The 18,985-nt window shown below is 64.2% G+C and carries 14 protein-coding genes; 11 read left to right on the forward strand and 3 right to left on the reverse strand.

Annotation, left to right across the window (positions count from 1 at the left end; all coding sequences use genetic code 11):
• Positions 1-122: 122 nt before the first annotated feature.
• The 3 genes from prpE (at position 123) to prpC (ending at position 4,247) form a co-directional block, all read left to right on the forward strand.
• Entirely contained in the window at positions 123-2,024 is a 1,902-nt protein-coding gene (gene prpE, locus BJI69_RS12360) for a propionate--CoA ligase (RefSeq protein ID WP_046966247.1), read from the forward strand.
• Between the two features lie 171 nt (positions 2,025-2,195).
• Positions 2,196-3,083 (forward strand): methylisocitrate lyase, encoded by an 888-nt coding sequence (prpB, locus tag BJI69_RS12365; RefSeq protein ID WP_046966235.1) that lies wholly within the window; start codon positions 2,196-2,198, stop codon positions 3,081-3,083.
• A 12-nt stretch (positions 3,084-3,095) separates the two neighbouring features.
• The gene (gene prpC, locus BJI69_RS12370; RefSeq protein WP_046966234.1) at positions 3,096-4,247 is read left to right on the forward strand and encodes a bifunctional 2-methylcitrate synthase/citrate synthase; all 1,152 of its coding nucleotides are present in this window, start codon (positions 3,096-3,098) and stop codon (positions 4,245-4,247) included.
• A gap of 174 nt (positions 4,248-4,421) precedes the next feature.
• Here the strand turns inward: prpC and BJI69_RS12375 are convergent, their stop codons facing one another.
• Entirely contained in the window at positions 4,422-6,440 is a 2,019-nt protein-coding gene (locus BJI69_RS12375) for an NADPH-dependent 2,4-dienoyl-CoA reductase (RefSeq protein WP_169749261.1), read from the reverse strand.
• 296 nt (positions 6,441-6,736) lie between these two features.
• On the opposite strand from BJI69_RS12375, the gene BJI69_RS12380 reads away from it, so the two are divergent.
• The 6 genes from BJI69_RS12380 (at position 6,737) to BJI69_RS12405 (ending at position 11,818) form a co-directional block, all read left to right on the forward strand.
• Entirely contained in the window at positions 6,737-7,681 is a 945-nt protein-coding gene (locus BJI69_RS12380) for a hypothetical protein (protein WP_046966232.1), read from the forward strand.
• Positions 7,682-7,774: 93 nt separating this feature from the next.
• Positions 7,775-8,137, forward strand: coding sequence for a hypothetical protein (locus BJI69_RS22895; RefSeq protein ID WP_052767033.1), 363 nt, complete (start codon positions 7,775-7,777; stop codon positions 8,135-8,137).
• Positions 8,134-8,817: a C39 family peptidase gene (locus tag BJI69_RS12390; protein ID WP_046966231.1), complete on the forward strand. Its 684-nt coding sequence runs from the start codon at positions 8,134-8,136 to the stop codon at positions 8,815-8,817. Before BJI69_RS22895 ends, BJI69_RS12390 begins: the two co-directional genes overlap by 4 nt.
• Positions 8,814-9,407, forward strand: coding sequence for a hypothetical protein (locus BJI69_RS12395; RefSeq protein WP_046966230.1), 594 nt, complete (start codon positions 8,814-8,816; stop codon positions 9,405-9,407). Before BJI69_RS12390 ends, BJI69_RS12395 begins: the two co-directional genes overlap by 4 nt.
• A 2-nt stretch (positions 9,408-9,409) precedes the next feature.
• Complete coding sequence (locus tag BJI69_RS12400; protein ID WP_211258454.1) at positions 9,410-10,822, forward strand: acetate kinase; 1,413 nt, start codon at positions 9,410-9,412, stop codon at positions 10,820-10,822.
• 141 nt (positions 10,823-10,963) lie between these two features.
• Complete coding sequence (locus BJI69_RS12405; protein WP_046966229.1) at positions 10,964-11,818, forward strand: porin family protein; 855 nt, start codon at positions 10,964-10,966, stop codon at positions 11,816-11,818.
• Between the two features lie 184 nt (positions 11,819-12,002).
• On the opposite strand, the gene BJI69_RS12410 is transcribed toward BJI69_RS12405, so the two are convergent.
• Entirely contained in the window at positions 12,003-12,716 is a 714-nt protein-coding gene (locus BJI69_RS12410; protein ID WP_046966228.1) for a TerC family protein, read from the reverse strand.
• 287 nt (positions 12,717-13,003) lie between these two features.
• On the opposite strand from BJI69_RS12410, the gene BJI69_RS12415 reads away from it, so the two are divergent.
• Positions 13,004-14,455: a bifunctional 2-methylcitrate dehydratase/aconitate hydratase gene (locus BJI69_RS12415; RefSeq protein WP_046966227.1), complete on the forward strand. Its 1,452-nt coding sequence runs from the start codon at positions 13,004-13,006 to the stop codon at positions 14,453-14,455.
• Between the two features lie 196 nt (positions 14,456-14,651).
• Positions 14,652-15,746, forward strand: a complete 1,095-nt coding sequence (locus BJI69_RS12420) for an OmpA family protein (protein ID WP_046966226.1) — start codon at positions 14,652-14,654, stop codon at positions 15,744-15,746.
• 780 nt (positions 15,747-16,526) lie between these two features.
• Here BJI69_RS12420 and BJI69_RS12425 read toward each other — a convergent pair.
• Positions 16,527-18,956 (reverse strand): TonB-dependent receptor plug domain-containing protein, encoded by a 2,430-nt coding sequence (locus BJI69_RS12425; protein WP_071924953.1) that lies wholly within the window; start codon positions 18,954-18,956, stop codon positions 16,527-16,529.
• Positions 18,957-18,985 lie beyond the last annotated feature (29 nt).

Here is an 18,985-nt window from a genome sequence, read left to right on the forward strand (position 1 = left end):
CGCTGCCGCGGGATCGCCGATGAATCGGCTCCTACCTCGTCATGACGCCGTGCGACCAAGGTGGAAAGGCGCCGGCTACGGCGCTGACGTAATCTCGGACGATGACCTCCGAAGGCAAGCCGATGGGCTACGACGAACTCTGGCGACGCTCGGTCGATGAGCCCGAGTTGTTCTGGGCCGAGCAGGCGCGGCTGATCCACTGGGAGACGCCGCCCCAGCGCATCCTCGACGATTCACGGCCGCCGTTTCGCCGCTGGTTCGTCGGTGGCACCACCAATCTTTGCCACAACGCGATCGATCGACACCTCGACGAGCGTGGCGATCAGCTGGCGATCGTCGCTGTCTCTACGGAAACGGAGTCGACGCGCGAGATCACCTATCGCGAATTGCATCGCGAGGTGAACGCGTTCGCCGCGGTACTCGTCGAGCTCGGCGTCGGCAAGGGCGATCGGGTCGTCATCTACATGCCCAATATCGCCGAGGCGGTCTTCGCGATGCTGGCCTGTGCCCGCATCGGTGCGATCCATTCGGTGGTCTTCGGGGGCTTCGCCGCGCATAACCTCGCACTGCGTATCGACGACGCCGAGCCAGTACTCCTGATCTGCGCCGACGCCGGCATGCGGGGTGGCAAAGTCATTCCCTACAAGCCCCTGATCGATGCCGCGCTGCGTGAGACCAAAGCCCCGCCGGCGCACGTGCTGATCGTCGATCGCGGGCTCGATCCCGACATGGATCGCGTCGAACTTCGTGATGTTGATTACAACGAACGACGTCGCCGGCACGAGGGTGCGAACGTGCCGGTGACCTGGCTCGAGTCCAATGAGCCGAGTTATTTGCTCTACACCTCCGGCACGACCGGCAAGCCGAAGGGCGTGCAGCGCGATGTCGGTGGTTATGCAGTGGCGCTGGCACTGTCGATGACGACGATCTTCGACCTGCATCCCGGCCAGACGATCCTGTGTACCTCGGACGTGGGCTGGGCGGTGGGTCACTCGTACAACGTCTACGGACCGCTGATCGGCGGCTGTACGGCCATTCTCTACGAAGGTTTGCCGACGGCACCCGATCCGGGTATCTGGTGGCGGCTCTGCGAAACCTACCGCGTGCGCACCATGTTTTCCTCGCCGACCGCCATTCGCGTGTTGAAGAAACAGGATGCGTCCTGGTTGTCGCGATCTGACCTCTCCGCGCTGAAATACATCTTCTGCGCGGGCGAACCGCTGGACCAGACGACGTACGAATGGCTGTCGGGAGGGACCGGCAAGCTCGTCGTCGACAACTACTGGCAGACCGAGACCGGCTGGCCGGCGGTGTCACTGATGCCCGGGCTGGACCTCAAACCGGTCAGGCCAGGTTCGCCCGGTTTTCCGACGTTCGGCTTTCGCATGCGCGTGATCGATGAAGCGACCGGCGACGAAAAAGCGGCGGGGGAGAAGGGCGTGCTGGTCGTCGAGCTACCTTTGCCGCCCGGTTGCCTGACCACGATCTGGCGTGACGACGATCGCTACGTGCGCAGTTATTTTGGGCACTTCAAGGAACTGCTCTACAGCTCGCTGGACTGGGCGGTCCGCGACGCGGACGGCTACCTGTTCATCCTGGGCCGCACCGACGATGTCATCAACGTGGCCGGACATCGCCTGGGCACGCGCGAGATCGAGGAGTCGGTGGCCACGCTCGGCGCGGTGGCGGAAGTCGCCGTGGTCGGTATCGGTGACGAGCTGAAAGGCCAGCTGCCCGCCGTCTTTGCCACCCTGAAGCAGGGCGTTACCGATGACCCGCGCGATGTCGCCCAGGCGATGGAGCGGCGCGTTGTCGAACTGCTGGGCGCGGTGGCGCGGCCGGGCTGCGTCTACGTGGTGAGTGCCTTGCCGAAGACGCGGTCGGGGAAGCTGTTGCGACGGGCGATCCAGGCGGTGATGGAAGGTACCGACCCTGGCGACCTTTCGACGCTGGACGATCCGACTGCACTGGAGGCCGTGCGCAGGGCGGTGGCGCGCGGGCCGCATTGCGGACGGCACGGGTGAGGTAAGGGCGGGGCAAGCTCCCATTCGCCGATGAATCGGCTCCCACACACAGCATGGCCTGATGGGAGGCGCTTTCTGTGGGAGCCGATTCATCGGCGATGCTCTCCCGCGACGCAGCAAAGCCCCGGCGCCGGTTCGCGCTAAAATGGGATTCTTTACGCGGAGAGTTCCATGGCACAGCTTCCCTCGGCCGGCGGTCGCTTCCGCGCCGCACTCGCGGCCGAACAGCCGTTGCAGGTGATCGGCGCGATCAACGCCAATCATGCCTTGCTGGCCAAGCGCGCCGGCTTCCGTGCCATCTACCTGTCCGGCGGCGGTGTCGCTGCCGGTTCGCTGGGCCTGCCGGACCTGGGCATCAACACCCTGGACGACGTGCTCACCGACGTCCGCCGCATCACCGACGTGTGCGACCTGCCGCTCATGGTCGACATCGATACGGGCTTCGGCCCCAGCGCGTTCAATATCGCGCGTACGGTGAAGAGCCTGATCAAGTTCGGTGCCGCCGCCTGCCATATCGAGGACCAGGTCGGCGCCAAGCGCTGCGGTCATCGTCCCGGTAAGGAAATCGTCACCACCGAGGAAATGGCCGACCGGGTCAAGGCCGCGGCCGATGCAAAGACCGATCCCGACTTCTTCCTGATCGCCCGAACCGACGCCATCGCCGTGCTCGGTGTCGACGCCGCCATCGAGCGTGCCATCGCCTGCCAGGAAGCCGGTGCCGACGCCATCTTCGCCGAAGCGGCGTACGACCTGCCGACCTACCAGCGTTTCGTCGAGGCGCTGAAGGTTCCCGTGCTGGCGAACATCACGGAGTTCGGCCAGACCCCGCTGTTCAGCACCGAAGAGCTCGGCAGCGTCGGCGTGGGCATCGTGCTTTATCCGCTGTCTGCGTTCCGCGCCATGAACAAGGCCGCCGAGAACGTCTACACCGCCATTCGCCGCGACGGTCACCAGCGCAATGTCATCGACACGATGCAGACGCGCGAAGAGCTGTACGACCGTATTGGCTATCACGACTACGAGCGTCACCTCGATGCTCTGTTTTCCAAGAAGGGTTAAGGAGAGTCACGCATGAGCGACACCACCACCACCCCGCCGAAGGCAAAGAAGTCCGTCGCCCTTTCCGGCGTTGCGGCCGGCAATACCGCGCTTTGCACGGTCGGCCGCAGCGGCAACGACCTTCACTATCGTGGTTATGACATTCACGATCTTGCCGCCAAGGGTTCCTTCGAGGAAGTCGCCTACCTGCTCGTCCACGGCGTGCTGCCGAACTGGATGGAGCTCAACGCCTATCGCGCCAAGCTGAAGCGCCTGCGTGGCCTGCCCGCGCCGGTGAAGGCCGCGCTCGAGTTGCTGCCTGCGGCGACGCACCCGATGGACGTGATGCGCACCGGTGCATCCGTACTCGGCACCGTGCTTCCGGAAAAGGACGACCACAACATCACCGGCGCGCGCGATATCGCGGACCGCCTGATGGCCAGCTTCGGTTCGATGCTGCTGTACTGGTACCACTTCAGCCACAACGGCAAGCGCATCGAGACCGAGACCGAGGACGAGTCGATCGCCGGGCATTTCCTGCACCTGCTGCACGGTCGCAAGCCGAGCGATCTGCATTCGCATGCGCTCGATCGCTCGCTCGTGCTCTATGCCGAACATGAATTCAACGCCAGCACGTTCACTGCGCGCGTCATCGCCGGTACCGGCTCGGATATGTATTCGGCGATTACCGGCGCGATCGGTGCGCTGCGCGGTCCGAAGCACGGCGGCGCGAACGAAGTGGCGATGGAAATCATCGCGCGCTACCGCGATGCGGCGGAGGCCGAGGCGGACATCCGTGCACGCGTGGAGCGCAAGGAAATCATCATCGGCTTCGGTCACCCGGTGTATACCGTGTCCGATCCGCGCAACGAGATCATCAAGGAAATCGCGCGCAAGCTCTGCACCGACGGCGGCAACCCGCGCCTGTTCGAAGTGTCGGAGAAGATCGAGAAGCTGATGTGGGAACTGAAGAAAATGTTCCCCAACCTCGACTGGTACTCGGCGTCGGCGTACCACATGATGGGCGTGCCGACCGCGATGTTCACCCCGCTGTTCGTCATCGCGCGTACGTCGGGCTGGAGCGCGCATGTGATCGAACAGCGTCAGGACGGCAAGATCATCCGTCCGAGCGCGAACTACACCGGCCCAGAAGACCAGGCCTACGTGCCGATCGAAAAGCGCTGAAAATAGGGACATGTAGGAGCCGATTCATCGGCGAAAAGCCAACGAAGCGGTGTAGCTGAAAGGCCCATCGCCGATGAATCGGCTCCCACAGCAAGCAGGGCCCCACAGCAAGCAGGGCCCCACAGCAAGCAGGGCCCCACAGCAAGCAGGGCCCGTCCGTCGGGCCCTCCAGGATTACAGCGCGGCGGCCAGGCGGGTAGCTTTGTCGATAGCCCGCTTCGCATCCAGTTCCGCCGCGGCATCCGCGCCACCGACCAGGCGGACGTCGACGCCGCGTGCGACCAGTGCCTCGTGCAACTGCCGGTTCGGTTCCTGTCCGGCGCAAACGATGACGTTGTCGACCGCCAGCACCTGCGCCTTGCCGTCGATAGTCACGTGCAGGCCGTCGTCATCGATGCGGTCGTAGCCAACGCCGCCGACCATCGTCACTTTCTTGTTCTTCAGCGTCGCGCGGTGCACCCAGCCCGAGGTCTTGTTCAAGCGGGCGCCCGGGCGTCCGGCCGTGCGCTGCAACAGCCAGATCTGCCGTTCGGATTTTTCGGGCTGCGCGGGCATGAGGCCGCCCGGCGTGGCCATGGTCATGTCGACACCCCATTCCTTCGTCCAGCGCGCGATGTCGGTGCTGGGGGAGGGCGCCGCTTCGCTGAGGAATTCGGCGACATCGAAGCCGATGCCACCGGCGCCAATGATTGCGACCCGGGGGCCGACCGCGGCATTGCCGTGCAGGACATCGAGGTAGGACAACACCTTGGGATGGTCCGCGCCGGGGAGGTCGAGCGGACGCGGAAGTACGCCGGTCGCGAGGATCACGGTATCGAAGCCGCCATCGGCCAATGCGTCCGTCGTTGCGTCGGTGCCGAGTCGGCACTCCACCCCTGTTTCATCGAGGCGATGGCCGAAGTAGCGCAGTGTCTCGCTGAATTCTTCCTTGCCCGGGATGCGCTTGGCCATGTTGAACTGGCCGCCGATCTCGCTGGCGCGATCGAACAGGGTGACCGAATGACCGCGCTCGGCGAGCGTGGTCGCGGCGGCGAGGCCGGCCGGCCCGGCGCCCACCACGGCAACGCGCTTCATCGCGGCGGCCGGCGTGATGGTGAGTTCAGTTTCGTGGCAGGCGCGCGGATTCACCAGGCAGGAGGCGCGACGGTTCTCGAAGACATGATCGAGGCAGGCCTGGTTGCACGCGATGCAGGTGTTGATGGCGGCGGGGCGGCCGGCCTTCGCCTTGTTGACCCATTCCGGATCGGCGAGCAGCGGGCGTGCCATCGAGACCATGTCGGCATCGCCATCGGCAAGGATGCGTTCGGCCACGTCGGGCATGTTGATGCGGTTAGTGGTGACCAGCGGGATGCCGACTTCGCCCTTCATCCGACGCGTCACCCAGCTGAATGCACCGCGAGGCACGCTCGTCACGATGGTGGGGATGCGTGCCTCGTGCCAGCCGATGCCGGTGTTGATGATCGTCGCGCCGGCGGCTTCGATGGCCTTGCCCAGGGTGACGATGTCACCCCATGGCTGCGCGTTGTCGACCAGGTCGAGCATCGACAGGCGATAGATGATGATGAAGTCCTTGCCGACCGCTTCGCGCGTGCGGCGCACGATCTCGATCGGAAAGCGCATGCGGTTCTCGGCCGAGCCACCCCAGCGGTCCGTACGCGTATTGGTCCGTTCGGTGAGGAACTGGTTGATCAGGTAGCCCTCCGAACCCATCACTTCGACACCGTCATAGCCGGCGTCGCGCGCAAGCTTCGCGCTGCGCACGAAGGCGTCGATGCTGCGCTCGACGCCGCGCGACGACAAAGCGCGCGGCGTGAACGGCGTGATCGGCGACTTGATCTTCGAGGGGGCCACCGAGAACGGCTGATAGGCGTAGCGCCCGGCGTGGAGGATCTGCATGCAGATCTTGCCGCCCTCGGCATGCACGGCACGGGTGACCTTGCGATGCCGGCCGACGTGCCAGGGCATCGACATCGTGCCGGACAGGGGCTTGAGCCAGCCCTGGAGGTTCGGCGCGATGCCGCCGGTGACAATCAGGCCAACGCCGCCCCGGGCGCGCTCCGCGAAGAAGGCGGCGAGTTTGTCGTAATCGCTGGCCTTGTCCTCCAGGCCCGTGTGCATGGAGCCCATGAGCACGCGGTTGCGCAGCGTCGTGAAGCCGAGGTCGAGTGGGGCGAGAAGATGCGGATAGGACACGGCGGGATCCGGGTTCAAACGATCGTTCGAATGATCCTCGTAACCGCCGCCCGGGGCAAGGGCGACAGCAGCAAGGGGGGGCCGGACCAGTGGCGTTACGGCGTGTATCAAGGCCTTTACAAAATGAGTCGCCCGTTCATTTTGCGTATGTCGCAAAACCCGCATGGGACGGTGATCTCGCCGCATACGCGACGCCGGGCACGCAATTTGCTCTCTCTTATGACCCGGAACGTTGGCAGGGCGTCCGGCTTTCCCGCAGAAACAGGGGTTTCGCGTCGCTCACAGGAGACTCTCCCATGCGTAAGACTCTTATCGCCACGGCGATCTGCCTCGCTATCGGATTCGCACTGCCGGCCATGGCCGACGATACCCAGACGGGATCGTCAGGTGCATCGGCCCAACGTAAATCGATTGCCGTGCAGTACTCAGACAGCTCGACTTACTCGGACAGCTCGACCCATTCCTGGGCCGACAGCTCGACTCATAGCAAGACCACATCCGGATCGTTCAACACCACGAACGCGGTCGCCAACAGCGAACTGAACGGAACGGTCAGCGGCGTCACCACCTACGGCAATGGCAATGTCGCCCAGAACTGGGGCAACGCCAATGGCGGCAAAGGGGGTTCGGGCGGCGATGGCTACGGCGCCAAAGGGTATGGCGGTAAAGGCGGATCCGGTGGCGATGGCGGCAACGCGCGTGCTCGTGGTGCTGTCGGTGGCGACGCCTCCTCAGATAGCGGCGACGCCGGCTCCCTGACGGCAGCGTCCGGTGGCGGTGCTCACGGTAACGGTGGCGACGCCTCCGGTGACGGTGGCAATGCCCGGTCGCGTGGTGCCGGTGGCGGCGCTCCGACGGGTGGATCCACGGCCAGCACGGGCGGCGCAAGCGCCAGCACGGGCGGCGCGGGCACCTCGGGCGATGCGACCGCGACGGCGACAGGCGGAGCGTCCACGGGTGGAGCCGGCGGCGAAGCGCTCGCCTCGGGCGGCGCCGGTGGCGCCGGCGCGTCGGGCGGTAGCGGCACCGGTGGCAACGGCAACGGCGCATCCGGTGGTGCCGGCGGTGCCGGTGGTGCGAACAACGTCAACGCAGGCACCTTCAGCATGGCCAACGACATGGGCAGCGCTGCAGGTGGTGCCGCGGGTATCAGCACCTTCGCGCAGAACAGTGGCGCGGCGTCGTTGATCCAGCAGAGCGTGAACGTCCAGGCCAACCTGAGCGTGGGTTCGGCTCCGTAAACGCACGGCAAGACGAAAGCGACGGGAACCACGGAGCGCCTCGTGCGCTCCGTGGACAGCCAAAGGAAAGAACGTCCTTGCTGGAGAACACCCATGCCGCACGACAGGAAACACCGTACGTCGCTTGCGCTGGCAGCCTTGCTGGCTGCGTGCGCGAGTTCGGCCGCGTATGCCACGCCACCCGGACAGGAGCCGCCGCCTTCGTTCGGGCCGGCCACGCCGTCCGATCAGTTGCAGGACATGAGCGGCGGCAGCAACACCACGAACAACGTCAACGCCCAGACCCTCAACGGCACCATGTCCGACACCGAGGCAAAGGGCACGTTCAGCGGGAGCAATGTCGTATCCGGGAGCGCGTTCGGTAGTTCCGCCGGGTTACCCACGGTGATCCAGAACTCCGGCAACAACGTGCTCATCCAGAACGCCACGATCGTCAACATCAGGATGAACCCATGAGGATGGCCTGCGCCGTCGCCCTGCTCGTCGCGCTTGCCGCCACGCCGGCGGTCGCGATGAAGGCGGAGGTGCAGACCAGCCCGGGTACGTCGTACCCGATTCGCCTGACGAGCCTCAAGGAGGCGCGCTTCCGTAACACGATTCGACAGAAGTACGATTTCAGCTGCGGCTCCGCTGCCGTGGCGACCCTGCTCACCTACCAGTACGGCTACCCGATCGACGAGCAGGCGGCGTTCGACGTGATGTTCACCAACGGCGATCGGGCCAAGATCGGCAAGGAAGGTTTTTCCCTCCTCGACATCAAGCGCTTCCTCGCTTCGCGTGGCTTCGACGCCGACGGCTTCGACGTGCCGCTGGAAAAACTCGACGACGAAGGCATCCCCGCCATCGTGTTGATCAACGAACGTGGCTATCACCATTTCGTGGTGATCAAAGGCTACAAGAATGGCCGTGTGCTGGTCGGCGACCCTGCACGTGGCACCCGTTCGATGTCGAAGCGCCGCTTTGATGCGATGTGGAACAACCATGTCGTCTTCGTCATCCATAACGAGCGAGACCGCGCCATTTTCAACAGTCCGCGCGACTGGGCGGTTGCTCCCGCGGCACCGATCAGCGAAGGCATCGAGCGTAACGGGCTCGCGCCGATCGTCATGCCCAAGCGCGGACCGGGGGACATATGAAAACCCGCCCCATCCTCATCGCCGTCCTGCTGGCCGGCGGTACCTGTGCCGCGAGCCATGCGGCGACCTTTCCGGTGAACCACGCCGTGCCGGACGCCCAGCTGGACACCATTCGCGGCGGCTTCGACTTCGGCGATAACCTGCGCGCCTCGTTCGCCCTGCAGCGAACCGTACTGGTCAATGGCATGGAGGCCATGCGCACCACCATCTCGGTCCCCGACATCGCCAATATCACTGCCCAGCAAGCCGCCCAGTTGCAGAGCGCGCTGCAGACGACGGTGATCAATGTAGGCAGCAACAGCGTGAATGCGGCCGCGCTTGCGCCGACCGATGCGGCCCAGGCAAACGCTACGGCGCAGTCAGCTGCGTCGGTACCCGCGATGGGTGTGCAGGCAGCTGGGGCGGCGACGGCGACAGTCAATTTGCCCGCGTCGATCACGCCAGGGCTCGTCATCCAGAACTCGCTAGACAACCAGGCCATCACGGCCACCACCACGATCGACGCGTCGGTGAATACAGCACGCATGCTTCAGAACATGCGGGTAGCAGAATCGGTTAACGACGCGGTGGTCCAGTTCCGGGGGAACTAAGCATGTATCGCAACGGCAGGGTGATGCAGGCAAGAACGTGTGCGGGCGCGCTTGCGCTGGCGACGCTACCGATGTGGATCGGTGCGTGCCTTGCGCAAGAGGCCAGTGCGGCCAGTACGAGTAATACGGTCGATCCGGTACTGCGCGAAAAAATCGAGGCGCAGGGCCGACGTATCGATGCGATGCGCAGCAAGATGGCCGAGCAGCTCGCCGAACTCGAGCAAATGAAGCGCGAGCTCGCATCGCAGGAAGTCCAGTACAACGACCTGCGCAAGGCGATCGGCATGAACGCGCTGGAAGAGGCGCGTGGTGGGTCCGCCGCGGTCGCCGGCGCGCAGTCCGCGCCGCCGCAGGAAGATCCGACGCCCGGTACGCCGGCGCCTGGCGCACCGCCCGGGCAGACCTCGCAACCCGTGGTCGCGACGCGGCCGGTCGGCAAGCGCCCCGAACAGGATGACCGTCCGCCGGAGGTGGCGCCGATCTTCGACCAGCCCGGTGTGTTGACGCCGCGAGGCAAGCTCATCATCGAGCCGTCCTACCAGTATGGGTATTCGTCGAGCGATCGCGTAGCGCTCGTGGGCTATACGGTGATTCCGGCCATCCTCATCGGCCTGATCGACGTACGCCAGGTGAAGACGACGACGCAGACCGGTGCGGTGGCGTTCCGTTACGGCCTGACCAACCGCATGGAACTGGAAGTCCGCATTCCGTACGTCAGTAACCACACCGACACGATCAGCCGCGAAATCTTCACCGGCACCGCACAGGACAATCTCTTCACGACCAGCGGCAAGGGCATCGGCGATATCGAAGCCACGTTGCGGTATCAGCTCAACGACGGCGGTGCGGACAAGCCGTACTACGTCGGCTGGTTCCGTGCGAAGTCGCGCACCGGTCGCGATCCCTTCGAAGTGACCAGCGATTGCGTCACGCGATGCCTCGAGAACTTCACGGGCACGGGCCTGCCCCTGCAAAGTCCGACGGGCACGGGTTTCTACTCCGCGCAGGCCGGCGTGACCTGGCTGTATCCCTCCGATCCCGTCGTTTTCTTCGGCAACCTGAGCTATCTGCACAACTTCGAGCGGAAAAACGTAAGTCGTAACGTAGTACTCGCCGGCAAACAGTTCCTCGGCGATATCAAGGCGGGCGACATCGCCGATATCAGCCTGGGCATGGGTCTTTCGCTCAACGAGAAGGCCTCGATCAGTATCGGTTACGACCAGGCGTTCGTCGGTCGCACGCAACAGAACGGCGATCCGTTGCCGGGATCCGCGCGTGCGACGCTGGGTTCGCTGCTGATCGGCGGCTCGTACCGCTTCAATGAAAAAGAGACGTTAAACGTCACGCTAGGCGTTGGTGTCACGCGCGATACGCCCGACACGACGATCACGGTGCGCGTACCGATTACGCTTTGATCCACACAATTCGTTGACTCTGCTGAACGCGTTTCAAACACGCGCGAATTCGCGTGCACGCGGTGCACACATTGCCACTCGTTAATATTTCGATGGGGGTTTGATCGACAACTAAAAACATTGGCAGGGAGTTTCACACACATGCGCAACCGTCATCATCGCTTTGGCAAGGCCACCGCGGGCCTCGCCATCGCAACACTCGCTGTCTTCGGTGCCGCTGCGCATGCGCAGGACAGCAACAAAAAGTCCCAGTCCCCGGCGCTCGACAACATCAGCCTTTGGGTCGGCGGTTACTACACCAACAACGACACCAACATCGGTGGCAAGACGGCGTATCTGAACACCAGCGGCAACGTGAACCTCGAGAAAGATCTCGACTTCAAGAAGCACAAGACCGTGCCGCGCGTCCGCCTCGACTTCCTCATCGGTGAACACCAGGGTTTCAGCTTCGACTACTACGAAGTGAACCGCTCGCATTCCAAGTCGCTCGACGAGAACATCGAGTTCCTTGGCCAGCCGATCGATGCCGCTGCCGAAGCGAAGGGCAATTTGAAGTTCACCTTCGGTAGCGCTGCTTACAAGTGGTGGTTCGGCACCGGCGACGACGTCTTTGGTCTCGGCATCGGTGCGGCGTATTACAAGGTGCACGCCAGCGTCTACGGCAGCGCGACGGTCAACGATGAGAGCGTTGCCTCGGGTGCGAGCACGAACCAGAGCGCCTGGGCACCGAACCTGCAGATCGGCTGGCGTCATGCCTTCAACGACCAGTGGCGCATGTACTTCAACGCCTCGGGCGTGAAGAAGAACGGTGGCGAACTCAACGGCCACATCTTCGATGCGGCACTTGGCCTGGAGTACTTCCCGTGGCAGAACGTGGGTATCGGCGCGGAGTACGCGTACACGAAGATCAAGCTCAACCAGGACAAGCGTAATTACAACCTCGATCTCGACATGAAGCTCAACGGACCGGCTGCTTACATCCGTTTCCGCTTCTGATCGTCTGGTTGGCGAGCGGCCTTGGGCCGGTCGCCCTGCCAGGGGGAATCCATCGGCCGCCTTCGGGCGGCCTTTTTTTATGGGATCTGGGATCTGAGAAATGTGGGAGCCGCTTCAGCGGCGATGCTTCTCTTCGGTGGAGACTGGGGCAAGCAGCCTGTGGGGGCGCGGCTGCGCCGCGGGTTTATTTACTATTCGCCGATGAATCGGCTCCCACATTCGGCACCGATGAATTGGTTCTTGCCCTTGCCCGCCACCAGCCACCGGCGCAGATGCCGATGACGAGGAGGGCGTCGAGGGTCCACGGGGCCCACGGGTTCGCCTCGAACCAAGGCGAGACCAGGTTGTCGTGCGCGATCATCCGGGCGGCCGTCCAGGCGATGGCGGCGGCGCCGATGTAGATCACGATGGGGAAGCGTTCGATCAGCTTGAGGATCAGGGTCGAGCCCCAGACCACCAGTGGGACGCTGATGGCCAGGCCGAGGACGACCAGGCCCATGTGGCCCTTGGCCGCTCCGGCAATCGCCAGGACGTTGTCCAGGCCCATCAGCGCATCGGCGATCACGATAGTGCGGATCGCCGCCCAGAAGCCCGCAGCGGGCGTAATGGACGGGTCGTGCTCGTCGTGCTTGAGGAGCTTCCAGGCGATAGGGATGAGAAGGGCGCCGCCGATCAGCATCAGGCCGGGCAGCTTGAGCAGCCAGATCACGGCGAAGGTCAGCACGATGCGCAGGGCGATCGCGCCGAAGGTGCCCCAGAACACCGCTTTCTTCTGCAATTCGCGGGGCAGGTTGCGTGCAGCCAGGGCGATGACGATGGCGTTGTCGCCGGCCAGCACCAGGTCGAGCAGGATGATCGCTGCGAGGCCGGAGAAGAATTCGGGAGTGAGGAAATCCATGAAGCGGGTCCTTCGCGCGTTGTGAGATCGAATGCGGCGGCGACGGGTACGCGCACCCGTCGTCACCACAAAAGTCTCGTTCCCGGCGCGATGCCGCCGCGACGCCCGGGACGCGTGTGGCGTCCGTACTGACGATCGTCGCGCACGAAGCCGGAAGGCTCCGCGGAACTACTCCCTCTTGGGCGGTAGTCGGGGGCATTGTGGCGGTTGAGATGCACCGCGGCAAGACATACCCGGGGGTCGACCGGTTAAAATCGCCGGTTTCCCACCCTCCACGAGTGAAGTCCATGAGCGCACACGATATCCGTTCCGCCACGCGTCCCGATCCGGACCAGCCGCTGGTGGACATCGCCAACTACGTGGCCGATTACCAGATCGACTCGACAGAGGCGTACGACACCGCGCGCTACATGCTTCTGGACTCGCTGGCCTGCTCGGCCCTGGCGATGAAGTTCCCGGACTGCGTCAAGCACCTCGGTCCGCTGGTCCCGGGCGCGGTGATGGAGGGCGGTGCGCGCGTGCCGTTCACCTCGCACGTACTGGATCCGGTCCAGGCCGCCTTCGCCATCGGCACCCAGATCCGTTATCTCGACTTCAACGACACCTGGCTGGCCGCCGAGTGGGGCCATCCGTCGGACAACCTCGGCTCGATCCTCGCCGTGGCCGACTACCTGTCGCGGAAGGCCGAGAAGGAAGGCGGCAAGGCGCTGACCGTGCGTGACGTCCTCGGCTACGCCATCAAGGCCCACGAGATCCAGGGCTGCTATGCGCTGAAAAACAGCTTCAACCGCGTCGGCCAGGACCACGTGATCCTGGTCCGCCTGGCCTCCACGGCCGTGACCACGGCCATGCTCGGCGGCGGCAAGGAGCAGATCACCACGGCCGTCTCGCACAGCTGGATCGACAACGGCGCGCTGCGTACCTACCGCCACGCCCCGAACACCGGTCCGCGCAAGAGCTGGGCCGCCGGTGACGCCTGCCGCCGCGCCGTCACCCACGCCATCAACGCCGTGTATCGCAACGTGGTGGGCTACCCCTCGGCGCTCACCGCCAAGACCTGGGGCTTCTACGACGTGGCCTTCGAGGGCAACGCCTTCGAGTTCGAGCGTCCGTTCGGCAGCTACGTGATGGAAAACGTCCTGTTCAAGATCAGCTTCCCGGCCGAATTCCACGCCCAGACCGCGGTGGAATGCGCCATGGCCCTGCACGGCCAGGTCGCCGACCGGATCGACCAGATCGAGAAGATCGTCATCGAGACCCAGGAAGCCGGCGTCCGCATCATCGACAAGACGGGCCCCCTGGCCAACTACGCCGACCGTGACCATTGCATCCAGTACATGGTCGCGGTCCCGCTGATTTTCGGTCGCCTGACGGCAGACGACTACAACGACTCGATCGCCTCGGATCCGCGTATCGACGCCCTGCGCGACAAAATGACCGTGGTGGAGAATCCGCAATTCACCAAGGATTACTTCGACCCGGAAAAGCGCTACATCGGCAATTCGGTCCAGGTTTTCTTCAAGGATGGGTCGAAAACCGAAAAGGTATCGATCGATTTCCCCATCGGCCACCGCAAGAGGCGTGCCGAAGGCATCCCCGTGCTGCTGAAGAAATTCGAGGCTGCCCTGCGCGCCGAGTGGCCTGCAGAGCGGGTGGAGAAGGTTCTTGCGGTCACTTCTTCGCCGGAAACGCTTGATGCCATGCCCATTCACGAGTTCATGACACTCTTCACGGCTTGATAATAGCTGTGACTCAAGTATGAACGGCGGTTTTTAGCACGTGTTCAATTGTTTGATTTTTGCTAAACTGCCGCCGCCCGTTGAAGGGGTTTAAAGCGAGGGACGGCCGAAGTCCCCGGATTCGAAAAGAGTTTCTACGCGCGATTTCCGTCTGGGGTGGAGCGCGGACGCGAATACCAATAATGAGGAGACACCGATGAAACGTAAGGGCTTGTTTTTGCTGATCGGCTTGGCCCTGGGCGGCGTGGGTGCCGTTCACGCGCAGGAATCCGCTGACGCGGGTAATGGCTATGACGGCCGCTGGTACATCGCCCCGACGGTTGGCGGTTACTACAATGACACCGACCGCAACACCAATTCGCGTCAGGCCTACTACGGTCTGGGCGTTGGTAAGTTCATTTCGAGCAATGCGTCGATCGACATCTTTGCCGACCGCACCAAGCGCGACAATGATGGTTCGGGCCACTGGTCGAACAACGACTACGGTGTTGCCGCTCGCTTCTACGCTGGTGCGTGGGACGCGTGGCGTCCGTACCTGCTCGCCGGTGTGATGGGTGCTTACCACCACAATCCGTCGGACAAGGGCTGGTCGCCGGCTGCAGAGCTCGGCGTCGGCGTCTCCAAGACCCTCACCGACAGCTCGGACTTCCGCGTCGAAGCCGGCTACCGTTACGACTGGGACGACAAGACCATTCGTAGCGAGAACGGCTACGGTGACTGGTTCCTCGGCTTCTCGATCGTCTCGCGCTTCGGCGAGCCGCCGGCAGCTCCGGCTCCGGTCGCTGCTGTCGCTCCGGCCGCTCCGGATTGCTCCACCCTCGACAGCGATGGCGATGGCGTGAACGATTGCGACGACAAGTGCCCGGCCACGCCGGCTGGCACGATCGTCGGTCCGGATGGTTGCCCGCAGAAGGTCGTCATCGACCTGCGCGGCGTCAACTTCAAGTTCGACCGTCCGAAGAAGGGCGAGACGAACATCGGCCCGACCCTGCAGGAGCCGACCAGCGAATCGCTGGGCGTCCTCGACCAGGCTGTCGACACGCTGCAGCGTTACCCGACCGTCAAGGTCACGGTTGCCGGTTACACGGATAGCGTCGGTAAGGACGCTTACAACCAGGGTCTGTCCGAGCGTCGCGCCAAGATCGTGTTCGACTACCTCACGGCTCACGGCATCGGTGCCGACCGTCTGGAAGGTCCGATCGGTCACGGCGAGAACAACCCGATCGACACGAACGACACGGCCGAAGGCCGCGCTCGCAACCGTCGTACGGAACTGCAGGTTCAGCAGTAATCCGTTAAAGATCGGTAGTTCGATAAAGGAGCCCGGCGAAAGCCGGGCTCTTTTTTTGTGTAGCGGTTCACTCGCATTGCGAGTGCGTGTTTTGAGCGGCTCGCGCCGCCGCTTGCGTGGGGGTGTGAGGCAAAGAGCCTTCGGTGTCCACCCTCGCTGCTCAGACAGGTCCTCCGCGTTCCGTACCGGAAAGGCCGCTAACGCGGCCCGTGCACCTATTTGGCCTGCGGCCGCTCCACTTGTGCGGAACTCGCCTCGAGGGTGGACACCGAAGACTCTTCCCATCCCTGAGGTTCGTGTGGGTCGAGCCGACGAAGCAACGCCGCTTCGGCTACTGACTCGTCGCCATCGCCAAACGGTCGACCTTGCGCGCTGGTCGCGATCGTCCGCGCGAGACGGCGCAGCGGGAGGAAGGCGCTCACCGAGCCGGGATGGTCGTGTCAGCACGACTGCCGTAACGGCTCGCTTCGGTGGCTACACCCACTCCAACGGCTCGCCTTCCCGCTGACCGTATCGTCGTGAGAGACCTTGGTGTCCACCCTCGAGGCGAGTTCCGCACAAGTGGAGCGGCCGTAGGCCAGATAAGTACACGGCCGCGGTAGCGGCCTTTCCTTTACGGAACGCGGAGGACCTGTCTGAGCAGCGAGGGTGGACACCAAGGTCTCCCCGCGAGACGCCCAAGTGTACGCAGCGACAGCGACGGCGACGGCGAACCCGAGCCAGCGCACAAGGCACCGCACGCACCCCGCGGAAATGCGCGAAGAACCGTCCTTACACCAGTCACCAGGCGTACCGGGCACGTGCATACCAATAGGCCCCGTTCGAGCCGATCGGCGATATCACGTCATACGGAAAATTGCCGGCATAGGCGATATCGGGGATCGAGCGCTGGGGGTACTGGTCGGTGATGTTCTGGCCACCGAGGGCGATCGAGAAGCGGTCGGTCGCATGCCATTCGGCCTCGGCATCGAGCTGCCAACGCGCACCGTAGGTCTGCGTCGGCACGAAGCCATCACCGAAGTCGAAGACGCGCGTCGTGCTGCCCTGACGGGTCAAACGACTCAGCAGCGACCATCGCGGGTGATCCCAGCGGGCGGTGAATGCACCGCGCTGGCGCGGCGCGGCGTCGGTGAGCGTATTGCGTTCCTCCAGGCCGAACAGGACCGCATCGGCGCCAAGAGCGGCGAGTTCCGGCGGCGTATCGCGGACCTTGCTGATCGACGTGCGGTTGTAGCTGTACGTCGCGGTGAGCGTGAGGTTGCCGCCGTAAGCCGGCTGGCGGTAGTTCGTCACGAGCTCCGCCCCGCGGGTGCGCGTGTCGACGGCATTGGTGAAGAAGGCCACGCTTTGCACGCCCGGCACACCGAAACGCGTGTCGATGTAACCCTCGAGTCCATCGGGAGCGATCGTTTCGGACAGCGTCACGCGATGGTCGACGTCGATGCGGTAGACATCGAGGGAGGCGTCGAAACGATCTCCGATTTTCGCGGTAAGGCCCAGGCTGATGTTGCGTGACTTTTCAGGCTTCAGGTCCTGCGCGCCGAGCCCGCGGGCGATCGGGTTGTTGACCGAGAGAATCCGCCCCTGCACGAGGCTGCCATCGGCGCCGTAGCCCGTCGATGTCGATTCGAAGCCGACCTGGCTCAGCGAGGGCGCGCGCAGGTTGTTCGAGACGGCGCCTCGGATCGCGATGGCGTCGGTGATCGCAAAGCGGCCGCTCAGCTTGCCCGTCCAGGCGGAACCGAAGTCGTTGTAATGCTCGTAACGGCCGGCGGCATCAGCGAAGAAGCGGTCCGTGACATCGCCAGAGAGATCGATGTACGCCGCGCCGACGTTGCGATGCAGATCGGCCGTGTCCTGTGGCGTCAGGCCGCCGCCTGCCTGCGCGCCAATGGGGGCGCCAACGACGGGTCCCACCGCATAGGAGGCAGGATCACCCGGGTAGGTGCGAAAACCCTCATGGCGGAATTCGGCGCCGGTCGCCAGGGTGAACAGCTTCGATCCCCATTCGATCGAGCGACTCAGGTCGAGGTTGGCGGTGCCCTGTGCGTTGTCGTACTTGCCGATGTTGAACCGAGTGGGGCTGGTATCGCCGAGCGACACATTCACCGTATCACGCAGGTCGTAGTCGAACGTGTTGCGACCCCAGGTCAGGCTGCCATCGATGTCCCACTCACCGATACGGCTGCGCGCACCAGCGGTGAGGTTGATATCGCGGTTGTAGCCGAGCGATTCCGGGCGGTAGCCGCTCGGGTAGATCGACGGGACGTTGGCGTCGCTGTCCGGGTAGCGGAAGTAGTTGTCGCCGACGGTCCGTCGCTGCGTGTAGGTGCCGAAGGCATAGCCGCGCAGGTTGTCGCCGAAGGGTAGCTCGGCATTGAACCAGCCACTGTAGTTCTCGTTGCGCGGGTCACCCGCAGCGTAGTTGCGCTTGCCTTGCAGCGCGAGGTTGGCTGCGGAAGCGTTCTCCCACGAAGGAATCTGATCGGGGCCGGCACGGTTGGTCGGCTGGCGGTTGTTGCCTTCGATACCGCCCCTTACAAAGCCGCCGTCGCCGCCGAGTTTCGTGCCGGCCTTCGCGCTGACATAGCCGCTCTGGCCATCCGTGATCGTGCGATCGCCGGGGCGAAAGTTCGTGTGGTAGGCGCCGTAGGTGGCATCGACTTCGCCACCCTCCGGCGCATCGTCGAGGATGATGTTCACCACACCGGCGATGGCATCGGAGCCGTACTGCGCGCCTGCGCCGTCGCGCAGCACCTCGATGCGCTTGATCGCGCTGATGGGGATCGCGTTGAAGTCGACGGGAGTGGTGCCGCGACCGATCTTGGTGTCGCTGTTGACCAGGGCCGAGGTATGGAATCGCTTGCCGTTGACGAGCACGAGGACCTGGTCGGGACTCATGCCGCGCAACTGGGCCGCGCGCACGTGGTCGGATCCTCCGGAATTGGACTGGCGGGGAAAATTGAACGAGGGCAGCAGGGTGGCCAGCGCCTGACCAAGCTCGCCATTGACGGCGCCTGCCGAGCGCAGGTCCTCCGCGGTCAGCACGTCGATGGGGACCGGCGAATCGAGGACGGTGCGGTCCTTGGCGTGCGTTCCGGTGACCACGATCTGGTCGAGGTTGGTGGCGGACCGATCGGCTTCCTGGGCGGCGGCGGGGAGGGTGGCGAGGGCGATTGCGATGGCAGTGGCGAGGCGGGACGGGTGCATGGAGGTTCCTGGCGGGCACACGGGGTCGT

Origin of the sequence: Luteibacter rhizovicinus DSM 16549 (genome assembly GCF_001887595.1) — a bacterium.
In the GTDB taxonomy this organism is placed as follows: Bacteria; Pseudomonadota; Gammaproteobacteria; order Xanthomonadales; family Rhodanobacteraceae; genus Luteibacter; species Luteibacter rhizovicinus.